Origin of the sequence: Brevundimonas sp. (assembly GCF_018608325.1) — a bacterium.
Classification (GTDB): Bacteria; Pseudomonadota; Alphaproteobacteria; order Caulobacterales; family Caulobacteraceae; genus Brevundimonas.
The window spans coordinates 50805-66213 of sequence record NZ_JABAZW010000034.1; the positions used below are offsets into that span (position 1 = coordinate 50805).

15 protein-coding genes are annotated in these 15409 nt (G+C 64.9%); 7 read left to right on the forward strand and 8 right to left on the reverse strand.

All coding sequences use genetic code 11. The features are described from left to right. The coding region (locus QZ281_RS03605; RefSeq protein WP_292224821.1) for an MFS transporter at nucleotides 1-665 on the forward strand (665 nt) is incomplete at its 5' end. 21 nt (nucleotides 666-686) lie between these two features. On the opposite strand, the gene trmFO is transcribed toward QZ281_RS03605, so the two are convergent. Then, nucleotides 687-2084: a methylenetetrahydrofolate--tRNA-(uracil(54)-C(5))-methyltransferase (FADH(2)-oxidizing) TrmFO gene (trmFO, locus tag QZ281_RS03610; RefSeq protein WP_292224823.1), complete on the reverse strand. Its 1398-nt coding sequence runs from the start codon at nucleotides 2082-2084 to the stop codon at nucleotides 687-689. Between the two features lie 71 nt (nucleotides 2085-2155). Between trmFO and QZ281_RS03615 the strand changes: the two genes are divergently transcribed. From QZ281_RS03615 to QZ281_RS03630, 4 genes are read left to right on the forward strand one after another with little or no spacing between them, the layout of a single operon-like run. Next, complete coding sequence (locus QZ281_RS03615; RefSeq protein ID WP_292224824.1) at nucleotides 2156-2953, forward strand: hypothetical protein; 798 nt, start codon at nucleotides 2156-2158, stop codon at nucleotides 2951-2953. Continuing rightward, nucleotides 2946-3860 (forward strand): hypothetical protein, encoded by a 915-nt coding sequence (locus QZ281_RS03620; RefSeq protein ID WP_292224826.1) that lies wholly within the window; start codon nucleotides 2946-2948, stop codon nucleotides 3858-3860. Before QZ281_RS03615 ends, QZ281_RS03620 begins: the two co-directional genes overlap by 8 nt. Before the next feature lie 30 nt (nucleotides 3861-3890). After that, on the forward strand, nucleotides 3891-4793 hold the full coding sequence (locus QZ281_RS03625) for a hypothetical protein (protein WP_292224829.1): 903 nt from the start codon (nucleotides 3891-3893) through the stop codon (nucleotides 4791-4793). A 2-nt stretch (nucleotides 4794-4795) separates the two neighbouring features. Further along, nucleotides 4796-5755, forward strand: coding sequence for a type II CAAX endopeptidase family protein (locus QZ281_RS03630; RefSeq protein WP_292224831.1), 960 nt, complete (start codon nucleotides 4796-4798; stop codon nucleotides 5753-5755). On the opposite strand, the gene uvrA is transcribed toward QZ281_RS03630, so the two are convergent. Continuing rightward, a complete protein-coding gene (uvrA, locus tag QZ281_RS03635) occupies nucleotides 5752-8697 on the reverse strand; it encodes an excinuclease ABC subunit UvrA (RefSeq protein ID WP_292224834.1) in 2946 nt (981 codons plus the stop codon). The genes QZ281_RS03630 and uvrA overlap by 4 nt on opposite strands. 166 nt (nucleotides 8698-8863) lie before the next feature. Here uvrA and QZ281_RS03640 point away from each other — a divergent pair, with 166 nt between their 5' ends. Next, complete coding sequence (locus QZ281_RS03640) at nucleotides 8864-9304, forward strand: hypothetical protein (protein ID WP_292224836.1); 441 nt, start codon at nucleotides 8864-8866, stop codon at nucleotides 9302-9304. On the opposite strand, the gene QZ281_RS03645 is transcribed toward QZ281_RS03640, so the two are convergent. Continuing rightward, nucleotides 9301-9801 carry a group III truncated hemoglobin gene (locus QZ281_RS03645; protein WP_292224837.1) on the reverse strand — a complete coding sequence of 167 codons (501 nt, stop codon included), beginning with the start codon at nucleotides 9799-9801 and terminating at the stop codon, nucleotides 9301-9303. The two genes, QZ281_RS03640 and QZ281_RS03645, sit on opposite strands and share 4 nt — an antisense overlap. Nucleotides 9802-10012: 211 nt before the next feature. On the opposite strand from QZ281_RS03645, the gene QZ281_RS03650 reads away from it, so the two are divergent. Next, nucleotides 10013-11623, forward strand: a complete 1611-nt coding sequence (locus tag QZ281_RS03650; protein ID WP_292224839.1) for an ABC-F family ATP-binding cassette domain-containing protein — start codon at nucleotides 10013-10015, stop codon at nucleotides 11621-11623. Nucleotide 11624: 1 nt separating this feature from the next. Here QZ281_RS03650 and QZ281_RS03655 read toward each other — a convergent pair whose 3' ends face one another. The 5 genes from QZ281_RS03655 to QZ281_RS03675 all read right to left on the reverse strand — a co-directional run. Further along, the gene (locus tag QZ281_RS03655; RefSeq protein WP_292224841.1) at nucleotides 11625-13112 is read right to left on the reverse strand and encodes an EAL domain-containing protein; all 1488 of its coding nucleotides are present in this window, start codon (nucleotides 13110-13112) and stop codon (nucleotides 11625-11627) included. A 162-nt stretch (nucleotides 13113-13274) separates the two neighbouring features. Then, entirely contained in the window at nucleotides 13275-13712 is a 438-nt protein-coding gene (locus QZ281_RS03660) for a flagellar basal-body protein FlbY (RefSeq protein WP_292224844.1), read from the reverse strand. 11 nt (nucleotides 13713-13723) lie between these two features. Next, on the reverse strand, nucleotides 13724-14020 hold the full coding sequence (locus QZ281_RS03665; protein WP_292224846.1) for a rod-binding protein: 297 nt from the start codon (nucleotides 14018-14020) through the stop codon (nucleotides 13724-13726). A 2-nt stretch (nucleotides 14021-14022) separates the two neighbouring features. Then, complete coding sequence (locus tag QZ281_RS03670; RefSeq protein WP_292224847.1) at nucleotides 14023-15138, reverse strand: flagellar basal body P-ring protein FlgI; 1116 nt, start codon at nucleotides 15136-15138, stop codon at nucleotides 14023-14025. A 3-nt stretch (nucleotides 15139-15141) separates the two neighbouring features. Further along, nucleotides 15142-15409 (reverse strand): hypothetical protein (locus QZ281_RS03675; protein WP_292224849.1); only part of this gene is annotated, 268 nt, incomplete at its 5' end.

The following is a 15409-nucleotide window of genomic DNA, read 5'->3' on the forward strand; positions in this document are numbered from 1 at the left end:
TCGCGTCGGTCGTCTGGCTGTGCGCGGCGCGTGATCCGAAGGCCGAAGAGCCGAACCGGCAGGCGGTGGCCGAAGTGACGCATCCCGAAATTCCCTTCTGGAAGCAGGGGCGGGCATGGAGCCTGATCCTGATCATGGGGCTGGGGACGTCGGCCTATACGCTGGTTCTGGCCTGGCTTCCGCCCTTCTATGTCGATCTGGGTCAGCCCAGGGCCACGGCGGGCTATCTGCTCAGCGGCATGACGGGCGCCGAGGTGGCGGCGGGCCTGCTGGTTTCGGCCCTGATCGGACGTTTCCCGGACCGTCGTGGTCCGATCCTGACGGCGTTGGTTCTGGCGCTGGCGGGTCTGGCGGGGCTGGTCGTCGCGCCGGTCAGTCTGGCCGTGCCGGTCGTGCTGGTCATGGGATTGGGCATTGGCGCCATCTTCCCCTTGACCCTGATCCTGGCGATGGACCAGATTGATGATCCCGCTCGTTCAGGCGATCTGCTCGCCTTCGTTCAGGGCGGCGGCTACATCATCGCCAGTCTGTCGCCTCTGGCCGCCGGCCTGTTGCGCGATCACGTCGCCGACCTGACACAGGCCTGGATCGTGATGGGCGTGGGCGTCGTCATTCTGGGTGTGTTCACCCTGATGTTCCGACCGGGCCTGCCCAAGCTGCGCTGAGGCGACCCGGCCGGTGTGAACTCAGTTCGCGTCGCGCCAGGCCTTCAGGCTGTCCAGCGCGCGGATGCTCATCAGGCGTTTCTTGGCGCGGCCGCGTTCTTTCAGCGGGATCTTCTTGCCCTCTTCATCGACCTTGGGCGCCTCAAGCGGGGGCAGCAGGCCGTAGTTGATGTTCATCGGCTGGAACTTGGAACCTGCCAGATGGCCGCCGGTGATGTGTTCGACCAGGGCGCCCATCGCCGTGTCTGCAGGCGGGGCTGACAGGTCACGGCCCAATGCCTGAGCCGCGGCCATGCGCCCGGTCAGCAGGCCCATGGCGGCGCTTTCGACATAGCCCTCGACGCCCGTGACCTGACCGGCGAAGCGCAGACGCGGAATGGCCTTCAACCGCAGTTGCTTGTCCAGAAGTTCCGGGCTGTTCAGATAGGTGTTGCGGTGCAGCCCGCCCAAACGCGCGAACTGAGCGTTCTGAAGCCCGGGGATCATGCGGAAGGTTTCGGCCTGTACGCCGTGCTTCAGCTTGGTCTGGAACCCGACCATGTTGAACAGGGTGCCCAGCGCATTGTCCTGACGCAGTTGGACTATGGCGTAGGATTTGACCAGCGGGTCGCGCGGATTGGTCAGGCCGACCGGCTTCATCGGGCCGTGGCGCAGGGTCTCGCGACCGCGCTCGGCCATCACCTCGATGGGCAGGCAGCCGTCGAAATAGGGGACGTTCTCCCAGTCCTTGAACTCGGCCTTGGGACCGTTCAGCAGTGCGTCGATGAAGGCCTCGTACTGCTCCTTGTTCATGGGGCAGTTGACGTAGGCGGCGGCGTCACCGCCCGGGCCTTCCTTGTCATAGCGCGACTGACGCCAGGCGATGTCGAAGTCGATGCTGTCGGCGTGAATGATTGGCGCGATGGCGTCGAAGAAGGACAGGCTTTCCTGATCCGTCGCCTTCAGCACGGCCTCGGCCAGAGCAGGTGAGGTCAGCGGCCCGGTGGCGACGATGACATTGTCCCATTCCTCGGGCGGCAGGCCGGCGATCTCCTCGCGTACGATGGTGACCAGCGGATGGGCCTCCAGCTTGGCTGTGACGGCCTGAGAAAAGGCGTCGCGATCCACGGCCAGTGCGCCGCCCGCGGGCACCTGATTGACGTCGCCGCAGGCCATGATGACGGAATCCAGTGCGCGCATTTCTGCGTGCAGCAGGCCGACGGCATTGAACTGCCAGTCATCCGACCGGAAGGAGTTGGAGCAGACCAGTTCGGCCAGTCCGTCCGTCTGGTGGGCGTCGGTCTTGATGCCCGGCACGCCGCGCATTTCGTGCAGGATGACGGGCACGCCAGCCTGGGCGATCTGCCAGGCGGCTTCGGAACCGGCGAGGCCGCCGCCGATGACGTGGACGGGCGAGGGGGAAGTCGTGGAAGCAGTCATGGCGGCCTAATAGCGGTCGTCTGGCCGCGCGTCACGATCCCCTGCTATATCGCGCGTTCAGAGGGGGCGGGATGACGCACAAGAACACACAGTTGCGATTGGGCGATGCCCTGTCGGCGGCGGTTCCAGAGATGATCCGGGGTTGGAAGGCGGCGTGGGGCGCGGTCGTCGTCGGGGCGGTCGTCTGGAGCGTGCGGCCCTTCGTCGCCGATGGACTGGTCTGGGCATGGATGCTGGCGGCGACGGTTGCGATGCTGGTGTTGACCGGCGCCCTGACGCGGGTCGCGATTTCGGATGATCAGTCCGGGGCGAAAGGTCTGGGTTTAGGCCCCGTGGGACTGCAGTTTGCGATGCCGGAACTCAGGCTGGCAGGCGCGGCGGCCCTGTGCGCCGTCTTTCTGGCCATGATCGTGTCCGTCGTGGCCTTGGTGCTGCTGGCCGTGTTCGGGATGGCGGGGCTGGACGCCACCGCCATTCAGGCGCGCGAATGGGCGGCGGTGGGACCGGCTTGGAAGCTGGTTCTATTGGCCGTTCTGACGGTCGGCGTCTTGTTTTCCGTCGCGGCCTTGGTCGTGCGCCTGTCGCTGTTCGCCTCGGCGACTGTAGGGCGCGGCCATATGGTGTCGCTGAACAGCATGGCGATTACGCGCAAGGTGTTCTGGCCCCTGTTTGCCGGACTGATCGTGGTCGCTGCGCCCAAGTTCGTGCTGATCGGCCTGTGGGCCGCCGGGCTGCTGGCGGGCGCGGCGGGTTGGGTGGTCTGGGCTGTAGTGCTGAATATGGTGCAGGGTCCGTTGGCCATCGCCTATCTTGGCTCGGTCTATCGCCAGGTGGAATTCCAGACGCCGCAAGGAGGCGCACGTGACTGAGACTCTTTCCATCAGCGAGGCCATGGCCACGCCGCTGCGTGTGATCCGTCGGCATCCGCTGGCTGTGTTTGTCTGGGGGTTTTCCATCGCTGCCTTCAGCCTGCTGCTGGCGGTTCTGGTGTTTGGAACCCTGGGCAATATTCCGCTGAGCAACGGCGCAGAGCCGCCGCCTGAGCTTGTCGGGCGGCTGGTGGCGCTGCAGGGCGTGACCATGCTGTTTAACGTCGCACAACTGGTTCTGGGCGTGACCATATGGACTGCGACTGCGCGGGCCACGCTGCGGATAGGACGACCGGACAAGTGGTTCTTCATGCGGCTGAGCATGGATGAGTTGCGTGTCGGCGTGGTCGGCATCGCCCTGTTGGTGGGAACCTATTTTGCGGTTCTGATCGTGGTTGCGGTCGGCACCCTGGCTGGCTTCATCGTCTGGCAGATCAGTCAGGCGGCGGCGATCATTCTGGGGGCGGTGCTGTTTCTGGCCTTGATCGCCTTTGTCGCGGTGGCGATGGCGCGACTGTCCTTGATCGCGCCCACGACCCTGATCCTTGGACGTCTGGCCTTTGTCGAGGGTTGGCAGTTGGGTCGCAAGCGGACCCTGCCGCTGCTGGGCCTGCTGGTCAGCACATGGCTGGCCTATGCGCTCGTCTATGTCATCATCGCCTTCGTGGTGATCGTCGCACTGTTCGCCAGCGGGGTGTTTGCGAACATGGAGGCATTGGGCGGTGCGGGGACACTGGGGGACATGTTCCCGTCGGCGCCGGTGCTGTGGGGCGTGGCCCTGCTGGTGCTGGGGCCGGGCGGCTTCATCTATGGATCGGTGCTGACCCTGTTGTCGGCGCCCTTTACGTCGGCGGCCCGACAATTGCTTGATGGCGCGCCAGAGGACGGCGCTCACGCGTTGGTCTAAGGTCACCTCGAATCTGAGCTGGAGTGCGACATGAGTTTTTCCGCTACTGAAGCGGCCTTCGAGGGGTTCCGCGTCGTCCGCCGCCACCCCGCCGCCGCCCTGTTCTGGGGGCTGGCCTATCTGGTGGTGTTCCTGGTCATGTTCGGTCTGGGGGCCAGCCACTGGGCGGCCTTCATGTCGATGGCCGAGAGCCTGCAGAGCAGCAGCAGTGGCGATCCTCAGAGCCAGCTGGCCGCTATCGGCGAGGCCTATACGACCCTGTTGACCGGTGTCGGCTGGATCATTCCGCTGGGTCTGGTCCTGGGCGCGGTGCTGAGCGCGGCTATCGCGCGGTCCGTGTTGCGCCCTGATCAGTCACGCTGGGGCTTTCTGCGCCTTGGCATGGACGAGGTCCGGGTGCTGGCGGTCAGCGTGATCGTCAGCGTCACCCTGGGCCTGGCCAGCGGCTTGGCCATGTTGATTCCGACAGCTCTGGCTGCGTCGGGGCAGGCGTTTCTTGCGCTGCTGGGACTGGTCGTAGGTCTCGCCGCAATCGGTGGGGTGATCTGGCTGACCGTGCGCCTCAGCCTTGCTGTGCCCATCACCGTGGACAAGGGCAAGATCGCTATTCTGGAATCGTTCAAGGCCACCAAAGGGCGCTTCTGGCCCCTGCTGGGCATGGCCATTCTGGCCTTCGTGATGAGCATGGTGGTCAGCATTCTGGGCGGCATCATCAGCGCGGCGGTCAATCTGGCGGGTGGCGGCATTGAAGGCCTGGCCCGGTTCAACGGCCTGTCGTCGATCGAGATTCTGGCTCAAGCCTGGCTGCCGATCCTGCTGTGGTCGGTGGTCAACGCCTTCCTGTCGGCCCTGCAGGTCGCCGTCATCTATGCGCCGTTCTCGGCGGCATGGCTGTCTATCCGCGGCCTTGTCGCCCCGGCGGAGCATTTCTGAACATGGCCGGGATCGAGCTTTTCGCACCACGTGAGCCGCGTCATCGCCGAACGTGGACGGCGGCGGCTCTGATCCTGGCGGTGGTCTTCATCGTCGTGGGACAGACCTTGTCCATGTTCCCGGCGATCCTGCTGGGCTGGGTCAACATGCAGGGCGAGAGCCAGGGCTGGGGGGCGACGGCCTATACGCTGGCCGGGTTCGCAGTCATCGCCCTGATCACCTTCTGTTGGGTGATGCTGTTCGAACGGCGTGGCCTCAGGGCCATAGGCTTTAATGATCAGGGCCTGAAGCGTTTCCTGCGCGGATATGGCATCGGTCTGGCCTTCCTGCTGGCCGTCGTCGGCATCATTGCGGCGCTGGGTGGTTATCGCATCGAGGCGGGCGGCGCATTCAGCACACCGAACGTGCTGGGGGCCTTGTTCCCCATCGTCGTGCTGCTGATCGGCTTCATCATTCAGGGCTCGACCGAAGAGATCGTCACGCGTGGGTGGCTGATGCAGGTCATCGCGTCACGGCACGGTCTGGGCTGGGGCATCGGTCTTAGCTCGGCCCTGTTCGGCCTGCTGCACGCGGGCAATATCAAGCCGTCGCCGGAACTGGTCGTCGGCGTGGCCAATGTTGTGCTGTTCGGGGTGATGATCGGCTTCTACGCCGCACGCGAGGGATCGCTGTGGGGCGTATGTGGCTGGCACGCGGCCTGGAACTGGTTGCTGGGTCTGGGCTTCGGGCTGGAGGTGTCGGGGCAGGTGATCCAGACGCCGCCGCTGATCGTCGATCTGGCCGATCGCGCGGGCGCGCCCTGGTGGCTGACCGGCGCCGCCTTCGGACCAGAAGGCAGCGTGGTCACGACGGGCGTGCTGCTGATTGCGTCCGTCGTTCTGGCCCTGCGCTGGCGCAGCAAGGACTACGGCGTGGTGGCAGCGTCGCCCGTGGTGGTCGTTGAGGAGAAAGCGCCGGCCTAGGCCGACGCCTTCGCCTTCTTGCGGGTGGGCTTGGCGTCAGAGCCGCCGCCCAGAGCCGCGACGCGGGCCTTGCGGCGGTCCTCGTGCCGGTCCAGCACCTCCTTGAGGTATTTGCCGGTCCAACTGGCCTTGTTGTCGGCCACCTGTTCGGGCGTGCCGACCGCAACGATCTCGCCACCGCCGTCGCCGCCTTCGGGGCCGAAGTCCAGCAGGTAGTCGGCAACCTTGATGACATCGAGATTGTGCTCGATCACCACGATGGTGTTGCCAGCCTCGACCAGTTCCTGGAGCACCTCAAGCAGTTTGCGGGTGTCCTCGAAATGCAGGCCGGTGGTCGGCTCGTCGAGGATGTACAGGGTGCGGCCCGTGGCGCGTTTCGACAGTTCCTTGGACAGTTTGACCCGCTGGGCCTCGCCGCCCGACAGGGTGGTCGCGGGCTGGCCCACCTTGACGTAGCCCAGCCCCACGCGCTCCAGCGTCAGCATCTTGTCGCGGATCGGCGGCACGGCCTTGAAGAAGGTCGCGGCCTCTTCGACCGTCATGTCCAGCACGTCCGAGATGGACTTGCCCTTGAACACGATCTCCAGCGTTTCGCGGTTGTAGCGTTTGCCCTTGCAGACGTCACAGGTGACATAGACATCGGGCAGGAAGTGCATCTCGATCTTGATGACGCCATCGCCCTGACAGGCCTCGCAGCGCCCGCCCTTGACGTTGAAGCTGAACCGGCCGGGCCCATAGCCGCGCGCCTTGGATTCCGGCAGTCCTGCATACCAGTCGCGGATCGGCCCGAAGGCGCCGGTGTAGGTGGCGGGGTTTGAACGCGGCGTGCGGCCGATGGGCGACTGGTCGATGTCGATGACCTTGTCGAACTGCTCCAGCCCCTCGATACGGTCGAAGGGGGCAGGGGCCTCGGACGCATTGTTCAGGCGGCGCGCGGCGGCCTTGTACAGGGTCTCGATCGTGAAGGTGGACTTGCCCCCGCCAGAGACGCCGGTGATGCAGGTGAAGACGCCGACCGGGATTTCGCCGGTGACATTCTTCAGATTGTTGCCGGTCGCGCCGCTGATCTTCAGCATCCGCTTGCGGTCGATCGGACGGCGGCCGTCGGTGGGGATTTCGATCTCGCGCTCGCCCGTCAGATATTTGCCGGTCAGGGAGTTGGGGTTGGCCATGACCTCGGCGGGTGTGCCCTCGGCGCAGACCTGTCCGCCGTGAACGCCAGCGGCCGGTCCCATGTCGATGACATAGTCGGCGGTCAGGATGGCCTCCTCGTCGTGTTCAACGACCAGCACGGAGTTACCCAGATCGCGCAGCCCCTTCAGGCTTTCCAGCAGGCGGGTGTTGTCGCGCTGGTGCAGGCCGATGGAGGGTTCGTCCAGCACGTACAGGACGCCGGTCAGGCCCGAGCCGATCTGCGACGCCAAGCGGATGCGCTGGCTCTCGCCGCCCGACAGGGTGCCGGAGGAGCGGGACATGTTCAGATAGTCCAGGCCGACATTGTTCAGGAACCGCAGCCGGTCGCAGATTTCCTTCAGGATGCGGCGCGCGATCTCGGCCTGTTTGTCCGTCAGGCTTTCTTCGATGGTCGAGAACCACAGATAGGCCTTGGAGATCGACAGCATGGAGATGTCGGCGATGTCCTCGCCGCCGACCTTGACCGCCAGGGCTTCGGGCTTCAGGCGCTTGCCGTGGCAGGCGTCGCATGGGGTTTCGGACTGGTAGCGGCCCAGTTCCTCGCGCACCCAGGCGCTGTCCGTTTCGCGCCAACGGCGCTCAAGGTTGGGCAGAACGCCTTCGAACGGCTTGGACACCTCGTATTTGCGGGCGTTGTCGTCGTAGGTGAATTTGATCTTCTCAGAGCCGGTTCCGTACAGGATCGCCTTGTGCGCCTGGGCCGGAAGATCGCGCCACGCCACATCCATCGAGAAGCCGTAGTGCAGGCTCAGCGACTGCAGCGTCTGGGTGTAGAGGGGCGAGGGACCGCGCGCCCATGGGGAGACGGCGCCCTTGTGCAGGGTTTTGTCGCGATCCGGGATGACCAGATCAGCGTCAAAGGCCAGTTTGACACCCAGACCGTCGCACACCGGACAGGCGCCGAACGGGTTGTTGAACGAGAATAGGCGCGGTTCGATCTCGCTGATCGTAAAGCCGGACACCGGACAGGCGAACCGTTCCGAGAACAGGATTGAGCGGGGCGCAGTTTCGCCCTCGTTCGTCGATGCCCATTCTGCATTGGCGATGCCGTCCGCCAGGCCCAGCGCGGTCTGCAGGCTGTCGGCGTAGCGGCCTTCCTGATCCGGCTTGGTGACGATCCGGTCCACGACGATGTCGATGTCATGCTTGAACTTCTTGTCCAGCGTCGGGGCTTCGTCGATGGGGTAGAACTGGCCGTCGATCTTCAGGCGCTGGAAGCCCTGACGCTGCCACTCGGCGATCTCTTTCTTGTATTCGCCCTTGCGGCCGCGCACGACGGGGGCCAGCAGCAGGATGCGCTCTCCGTCAGGCAGGGCGGTCAGCTTGTCGACCATCTGGCTAATGGTCTGGCTCTCGATCGGCAGGCCGGTTGCGGGTGAATAGGGAATACCCACGCGCGCCCACAACAGACGCATATAGTCGTGGATCTCCGTCACCGTGCCGACGGTCGAGCGCGGGTTCTTGGACGTCGTCTTCTGTTCGATGGAGATGGCCGGGGACAGGCCCTCGATCAGGTCCACGTCCGGCTTTCCCATCAGCTCCAGGAACTGACGCGCATAGGCCGACAGGCTCTCGACATAGCGACGCTGGCCCTCGGCGTAGATGGTGTCGAACGCCAGTGAGGATTTGCCCGAGCCCGACAGGCCGGTCATCACCACCAGCTGTTCACGCGGAATATCCAGGTCCACGCCCTTGAGATTGTGCTCACGGGCGCCGCGAACGCGGATGAAGTTGTGCTTTTCAGTCATGGAGTCCGAGAACGCGGGGGAGGGTCGGACGGGTCCGACGCGACAACGCTATATGGGGATCAATTTGAATGATTCAGCAAGAACAATGTGGGAACATTGCGGCTGAAATCAGGGTTGTGCGAACCGTTGCTGGCGATAGATTGCGGGGATAGCGGGAGGAGCCTTCATGTATCTCAGAACCTTGGGCGCGGTTGCGGCAGCATCGACGTTGGCGGCCTGTACGTTCAATGCAAACCTGCCCAAGTCGGATCCGGCTCTGAACGCCGAAGCGAAGGCGCTGTTCAGTGAACTTGTCACAGGACAGGACGACGCTGTCGCGTCGCGCATGTCGTCGGCCAATTCGCCGGAAGCGATCCGGGCGCAGCTTCCCATGTTACGCAATATGATCGGTGACACGCCGATCCTGGAACCGAAAGTGGTCGGTTTCCAAAGCGTGACGAGCACTAATGGGCGTTTCTATGTGGTGCAGCAGGATTACATCTATCCAGATCGAGTGGCGCACGCACAGACCAACTTCGTCAAAGAAGGCGAGGGGTGGAAGGTGTTCGGTTTCAATGTGAACGTCACGATGACCGCTGCGCCTGCAACCGCAGGGACAGCGACCTAATCCTGATCGGGCGTCCAGCCTTCGAAGGGGCGGACATAGCGTTCGCCCTTGGCCAGCAGCACCTTGTTGGCATTGGCGACGCCCAGTTCCAGGCTTTCCGCGATGCGGCGGGCGCGTTCGATGAAGTGTTTGGCGGCGACCGGCGGGCAGAGTTCGGTGGCTGTGGCGACGAAAATCTCCAGCCAGCGGTCGAAATGGCGCGCGTCGATGGGCAGGGGCAGGTGTTTGGGCATGGGCCGCCCCTGATAGACGCCGGTCGACAGGGCGACGGACGACCAGAACAGCTTCATCTGCGCCAGATGCGGCGCCCAGTCGGTGATGCGGGCGGCGAAGATCGGGCCGATCAGGCCGTCTTTGCGGACACGGGCGTAGAACCCCTCGACCAGAGCGTCGATCATGGCCTCGTCAATGCCGGTTTCATCACGCAGTTGCTGGACGGCGGCTTCGCGACGGGCGGCGGCGCCAACGGCGTCTTCGATGCGGAAGGGGACTTGCATGGCCGCCGTTTATCGCGCGGCGCATGCGGGGTCGAGGGATAGGGGCGTTAACCAGTCTTCACGCGGGCGTGTTCCGGCGTGGGGTTGCGCATTGCAGCATTCACACCCATCCTCTCTGTTCTGACGGCTTTTCGAGTAAGAGGCACGACAATCATGATCAGCATTCTGGGAACCGGTTTCGCCCTTTCCGTCCTGCTGCTCGCGATTCTCCATGCCAATAAGCCAAAGCCCAAGCCTGTCCCCATCCGCGTACGCGACACTCGACAAGGTCGCCGCTAGGACGCCTGACGGCTCCATACTCTTCGACAATCTGAGCCTGACGTTCGGGCCTGAGCGCACCGGCATCGTCGGTCGCAATGGTGCGGGCAAGAGCACGCTGCTGCGCCTGCTGTCCGGCGCATTGACGCCCGCCGAGGGCGCGGTGACGCGTGTCGGCTCCATCGGCGTTCTGGATCAGAGACATGATCCGGCGCCGGGCGAGACTGTGGCGGCGATGCTGGGCGTCGCGGACGATCTGTCTGTGATCGACCGTATTCTGGCGGGCGAAGGCAGCGAGACCGACCTTGAGGTCGCCGACTGGACGCTGGAGGCGCGGATCGGCGAGGTGCTGGATCAGGTGGGGCTGGCTGGCCTGTCGCTGGAGCGGCACGCGGATGGCCTCAGCGGCGGCGAACAGACACGGCTGCGGCTGGCGGGATTGTTGCTGAGACAACCGGATCTGCTGCTGCTGGATGAACCGACCAACCATCTGGATGTCGATGCGCGTCGTCTGGTCGCGTCCGTACTGGAACGCTGGCAGGGCGGGGCGGTGGTGGTCAGCCACGACCGCGAACTGCTGCGCCGGATGGACCGGATCGTTGAAATCTCCAGCCTGGGCGTCGAAATCTTCGGCGGCGGCTATGACCCCTATGCCGAGCGCAAGGCCGAGGCGCGACTGGCGGCGGAACGGGATCTGGCCGATGCTGAAAAGGGCGCGACGCGGTCGGCCAGCGAGGCGCAGCGGCGGGCAGAGGCCAAGTCACGGCGGGATTCTGCCGGAAGGCGCAAGGCGGCCAAGGGCGACATGCCGAAAATCCTGTTAGGCGCGCGAGCCGAGCGGGCCGAGAACAGCGGGGCACGTGACCGGGTGCTGGCCTCACGTCAGGCCGAGGAGGCGCAGACGACGCTCGAGGCGGCGCAGGCCCGCATCGAACGCGTGCGGGCGCTATCGATACCGATGCCGCCGACAGGCCTGTCCGCCGGGCGCACGGTGTTGGATGTGCGTGATGCGGAATGGGCGACGCCGGAGGGGCGGCGCATCGTCGGACCGATCAGCCTGAAAATCGCCGGACCGGAACGGATCGCCGTGACCGGGCCGAACGGGGCGGGCAAGTCGACCCTGCTGCATCTGTTCGCGGGTGATCTGGCGCCGACGGCTGGAACCGTAGAGCGGCCCGTTCGGGCTGTGCTGCTGGATCAGGAGGCGGCGATCCTGAACCCGGATGAAACCCTGGTCGAGGCGTGGCGGCGGCTGAACCCGGAGGGAACGGCGAACGACGCGCACGCGGCGTTGGCGCGGTTTCTGTTCCGCAACACGTCGGCGCATCGCAAGGTCGGCGAGTTGTCAGGCGGCGAGCGGCTGCGGGCGGCACTGGCCTGTGTGATGACCGGGGTGAACCCGGCCCAGCTTCTGATTTTGGATGAGCCGACCAATCACCTGGATCTGGATTCGGTGGCGGCGGTCGAAGCTGCGCTGGCGGCCTATGACGGCGCTTTGGTCGTGGTCAGCCACGACCCGGATTTCATCGACGCTATCGGCATAGAGCGCGTCGTCGCGATGTAAGTCAGCCCCAGGCCTCGACGGCGCCACGACGGCGGGCCGCTGTCACGCCGGTCAGATTGGTGCGGGGCTCGGCCTCGGCGCGGCCGAACAGCCAGCCCTGTCCGTAGGTGACGCCCAGAGCCTTCAACTGGGCGGCCACCGCATCCGTCTCGATCATTTCGGCGATGGTTTCGAGGTTCAGCGACTGGCAAAGCTCGGTCACGCTGCGCAGCATGGTGCGGGCGCGTTCGTCGGTGTCGATGTCGCGCACCAGTGAGCCGTCGATCTTGACCGCATCGACCGACAGATTGCGCAGATAGTCATAGGCGGCCGATCCTGCGCCGAAGTCGTCGATGCAGACCTTGATGTGGGCTGCGCGCAGGGCGGCGATGCGGCGGTTGGCCGCTTCTATATCGGCGACGGCGGCGGTTTCTGTGACCTCTACGATCAGGCGCGACCGTTCCTCTGGCGCGCCCGAGGTCATGTGCAGCAACTGTTCGACATAGGCGTCGGAACTGAGCGAGGCCCCTGAAACGTTGATGGCCATTTTCAGCAGGCCCCCGCCGGGCCGCCGCATCCGTTTCAACACTTTTTCCGCCACAGCCAGATCAAACGACTCGATCAGGTCCAGTTCCTCGGCCATGCGGATGGCGTCGGCGGGGCTGTTGTTCGGGCTGAAGCGGGCCAGGGCCTCGAAATGGTGCACCGCGCGTGTCGAGAGGTCGACAATAGGCTGATAATGAAGCTGGAAGGCGCGGGCCTTGACCAGATTACGGAACAGTTCGGCGTCACGCAGGGTCCGTTTCAGGGACTCTGAGAAGGCCATCTGCGGATTGGCGAGCCCGCCGTCCTTCAGGCAGCCCTCGATGGCGAAGCGCATGGCGCGCAGGACGCAGAGATTGTCCGACTGTTCAGGCACAGGCGCAGCATAGGCTTCGGCGTTCAACGCCACGCCCTCGGTCTTTCCAGCTTCGATGATTTCAGCGGCCAGATCGCGCTGGTCGTCTGCTGGACGCAGTAGCGCGAACCGTTCGGCGGTGATCTTGGCGGCGGACGATCCCTGGGCCGCCGCCGACTGAAGCGTCGCCTGGATGCGGTGGTGAACACGCTCAGCCGCATCGCCAGACAGGCCTTCGACGCCTTGAACATCGAGGAAGGCCAGTGACAGGCCGGGCGTGGCGGCGACGATGCGGCCTGCATCGGCCAGGAACTCCTGCACGTCCAAAAGAGCAGGCGGCTGCAGGTCCGCTATCGGGAAGGCAGGGCCGTCATAGGTGATGGCGCAAGAGATGGCTGGAGCCAGTTCCGGCAGGACGAAAGCCCGCAAGAAGGCGCGGCGAACACACCCGGGTTCTGCAGTGATCAGGATGTCCATCTGCGCCGAACGGGCGCCGGGTTTGGTGCTGCGGATGGCGGCCAGGGCTGACGAGCCATCATGCAGCACATCGACAAAAGGCCTGTTTTTCCAGATCGCGCCCGCGTCCTGGCCGAGCGTGGCGGCCGCACCCATGGCGAAAACCACATGTCCTTTTGCATTCAACTCAATGAGCGCATCGGCGGACGCGAAAGCGAGACCAAGAAGACGGGTAGTCAGTGACATGCTGCAACCCTTGCATGCGGCCGCTTAAAGAAACGGCAACAAACCGACCCCCGCGCAATCCGATCTGAGGCTTCAGGCCATGCGGTTCATCGCCACCGCTCGACCGTCGCCTTGAGCGGCGCGCCCATCGGCGGAATAGGCGGATGCAGGCGTCCGCGCGGCGGTGACTTCATGCGCGATGGCGCGGACCAGACCTTCGGAAATGGCGCGGGCGGCTTCGACGGCGTGGGCGTGATTGGCCAGTACGGTGTTGAAGGTTTCGGTCGCCTCAAGCAGCGCCTTGCGGTCCTCCAGAGGTGCGTCCTTCAGCAGGGCCGGATTGGCCTTCACATGAGCGGAATCGCGGCGGTAGACATTGGCCATGTCCTGCGTCTCGGTCAGACCGGCAACGATGTCCTGAGGGCGGCTGTCCTCAAAGGCGCGCGTCTCGACCATCAGGCGCTCAGTTAGCCGCCGGGTCAGGTCCAGCAGTTGGCGGACGCGGGCGCGGGCCAGTTCTGAATCGCTCATTGTCCCTGTCCCTATCCCTGTTCCTGCATTTTCAGCATTTCGCTCATGACCGTGCTGGCCAGGCCGATGCCGCCCGCAGCGACAGTCTTCTTGGCCATTTCATCGACCAGGAAGCTGCGCCATGTCTCTTCGGCCTGGCCGCCGCCGAACAGACCGTCGGTCTTCAGCCCCTGGAACATAGGCTTAAGCATCTGAGCCAGGAAGGAGGCTTCAAAGTCCTGCGCGGTCTTCTTGATCTTGTCTGGGGCGACGGCGCTGACGCTGGGAGCGGGGCGCAGCAAGTCGGCGGAAACGGACAGGTCGCTCATGCTCACATCACCTGAATGTCGGCTTGCAGGGCGCCTGCGGCCTTGATGGCCTGCAGGATGCTGATCATGTCGCGCGGGCTGACACCGAGGGTGTTCAGGCCGTGGACCAGGGTGGACAGGTTGCCGCCGCCATCGATGATCCGCATCTCCGTCCCCAAATCCTCTTCGATCCGAACCTGGGTGCTGGGGACCACGGCGGTCTGACCGCGGCCGAACGGGGCGGGCTGGCTGACGGCGGGTTGTTCATCAACCGAGATGGTCAGATTGCCCTGGGCGATGGCGACGCGGGAGATGCGTACGGCGTCGCCCATGACGATGACGCCGTTCACTTCGTCGATGATGACCTTGGCCGGAGTGTCGACGGTGATCGGCAGATTCTCGATGCGGCTGATGAAGCCCGCCATGCCCAGTTGGCCGGGCGAGCGCAGGGCCACGACCGTGCCGCTCTCAGCCAGGGCCGAGCCAGGGAAGGACGCGTTGATGACGCCTGCCATACGCTGGGCGGTGGTGAAGTCGGGGTTGCGCAGGTTCAGGCGAACTTCATTCATGTTCGACAGCTCGAAACCCGTCTCGCGCTCGACCGTGGCGCCGGAGGCGATACGCCCGGCGGTCGGCACGCCGCGCGTCACCGATGAGCCGGAGGCGCCGGACGCTGAGACGGAGCCGGTCTGGATGGAGCCCTGAGCCACGGCGTAAACCTGACCGTCGGCGCCCTGCAGTCCGGTGACCAGAAGGGTGCCGCCCAGCAGGCTCTTGGCGTCGCACATGGACGACACCGACACATCGATGCGCGAGCCGGGCGTGGCGAAGGCGGGCAGGTCGGCCGTCACCATGATGGCCGCCATATTCTTGGAGTTGGCCGTGGCGCCGCGGATGTTGACGCCCAGACGTTCGGTCATGCCTTCCAGCGACTGGCGGGTGAAGGGGCAGTTACGCAGGCTGTCGCCCGTGCCGTTCAGGCCGACGACCAGGCCATAGCCGACGAGCTGGTTGGTGCGGACACCCTCGACCGATGCGATGTCCTTGATGCGCGATTGGGCCAGAACCGGGCTCGCCAATCCGCCCAACGCAAGGGTTGCGGCGAGGGGGGCGATCAGGCGGGCAAGCAGATTTTGCATCGGTCAGACGTCCATGCAGCGTAACGCGCCTGTTGATGCGAGGATCGTGCCGTCAGAAAAGTTCATTTGAATCAATGTGACGGGGCTGCTCAGTGGCGTGTCGGCGGCAGTTTTTGCCGAGGCGTTAACCAAACGGTCACCGGGCGGCTTCAAGCATGGCGATATGATCTGGAGCATCCGAGCATGAAGGTTGTCGGCACGGGCGGTCCCAACGCCGCCACGGGATCTCGCGGCGCGCGCGGCGGGGCCAGCGGTTTTTCCCTGGGTCAGG

Coding starts and splice junctions, on each gene's coding strand:
- QZ281_RS03670 (WP_292224847.1), bottom strand. CDS start 15,138: ATGCAAAATCTGCTTGCCCGCCTGATCGCCCCCCTCGCCGCAACCCTT.
- QZ281_RS03655 (WP_292224841.1), bottom strand. CDS start 13,112: ATGGGTGCGGCCGCCACGCTCGGCCAGGACGCGGGCGCGATCTGGAAA.
- QZ281_RS03630 (WP_292224831.1), top strand. CDS start 4,796: ATGGCCGGGATCGAGCTTTTCGCACCACGTGAGCCGCGTCATCGCCGA.
- uvrA (WP_292224834.1), bottom strand. CDS start 8,697: ATGACTGAAAAGCACAACTTCATCCGCGTTCGCGGCGCCCGTGAGCAC.
- QZ281_RS03645 (WP_292224837.1), bottom strand. CDS start 9,801: ATGCAAGTCCCCTTCCGCATCGAAGACGCCGTTGGCGCCGCCGCCCGT.
- QZ281_RS03665 (WP_292224846.1), bottom strand. CDS start 14,020: ATGAGCGACCTGTCCGTTTCCGCCGACTTGCTGCGCCCCGCTCCCAGC.
- trmFO (WP_292224823.1), bottom strand. CDS start 2,084: ATGACTGCTTCCACGACTTCCCCCTCGCCCGTCCACGTCATCGGCGGC.
- QZ281_RS03660 (WP_292224844.1), bottom strand. CDS start 13,712: ATGAGCGATTCAGAACTGGCCCGCGCCCGCGTCCGCCAACTGCTGGAC.
- QZ281_RS03640 (WP_292224836.1), top strand. CDS start 8,864: ATGTATCTCAGAACCTTGGGCGCGGTTGCGGCAGCATCGACGTTGGCG.
- QZ281_RS03650 (WP_292224839.1), top strand. CDS start 10,013: ATGCCAATAAGCCAAAGCCCAAGCCTGTCCCCATCCGCGTACGCGACA.
- QZ281_RS03615 (WP_292224824.1), top strand. CDS start 2,156: ATGACGCACAAGAACACACAGTTGCGATTGGGCGATGCCCTGTCGGCG.
- QZ281_RS03625 (WP_292224829.1), top strand. CDS start 3,891: ATGAGTTTTTCCGCTACTGAAGCGGCCTTCGAGGGGTTCCGCGTCGTC.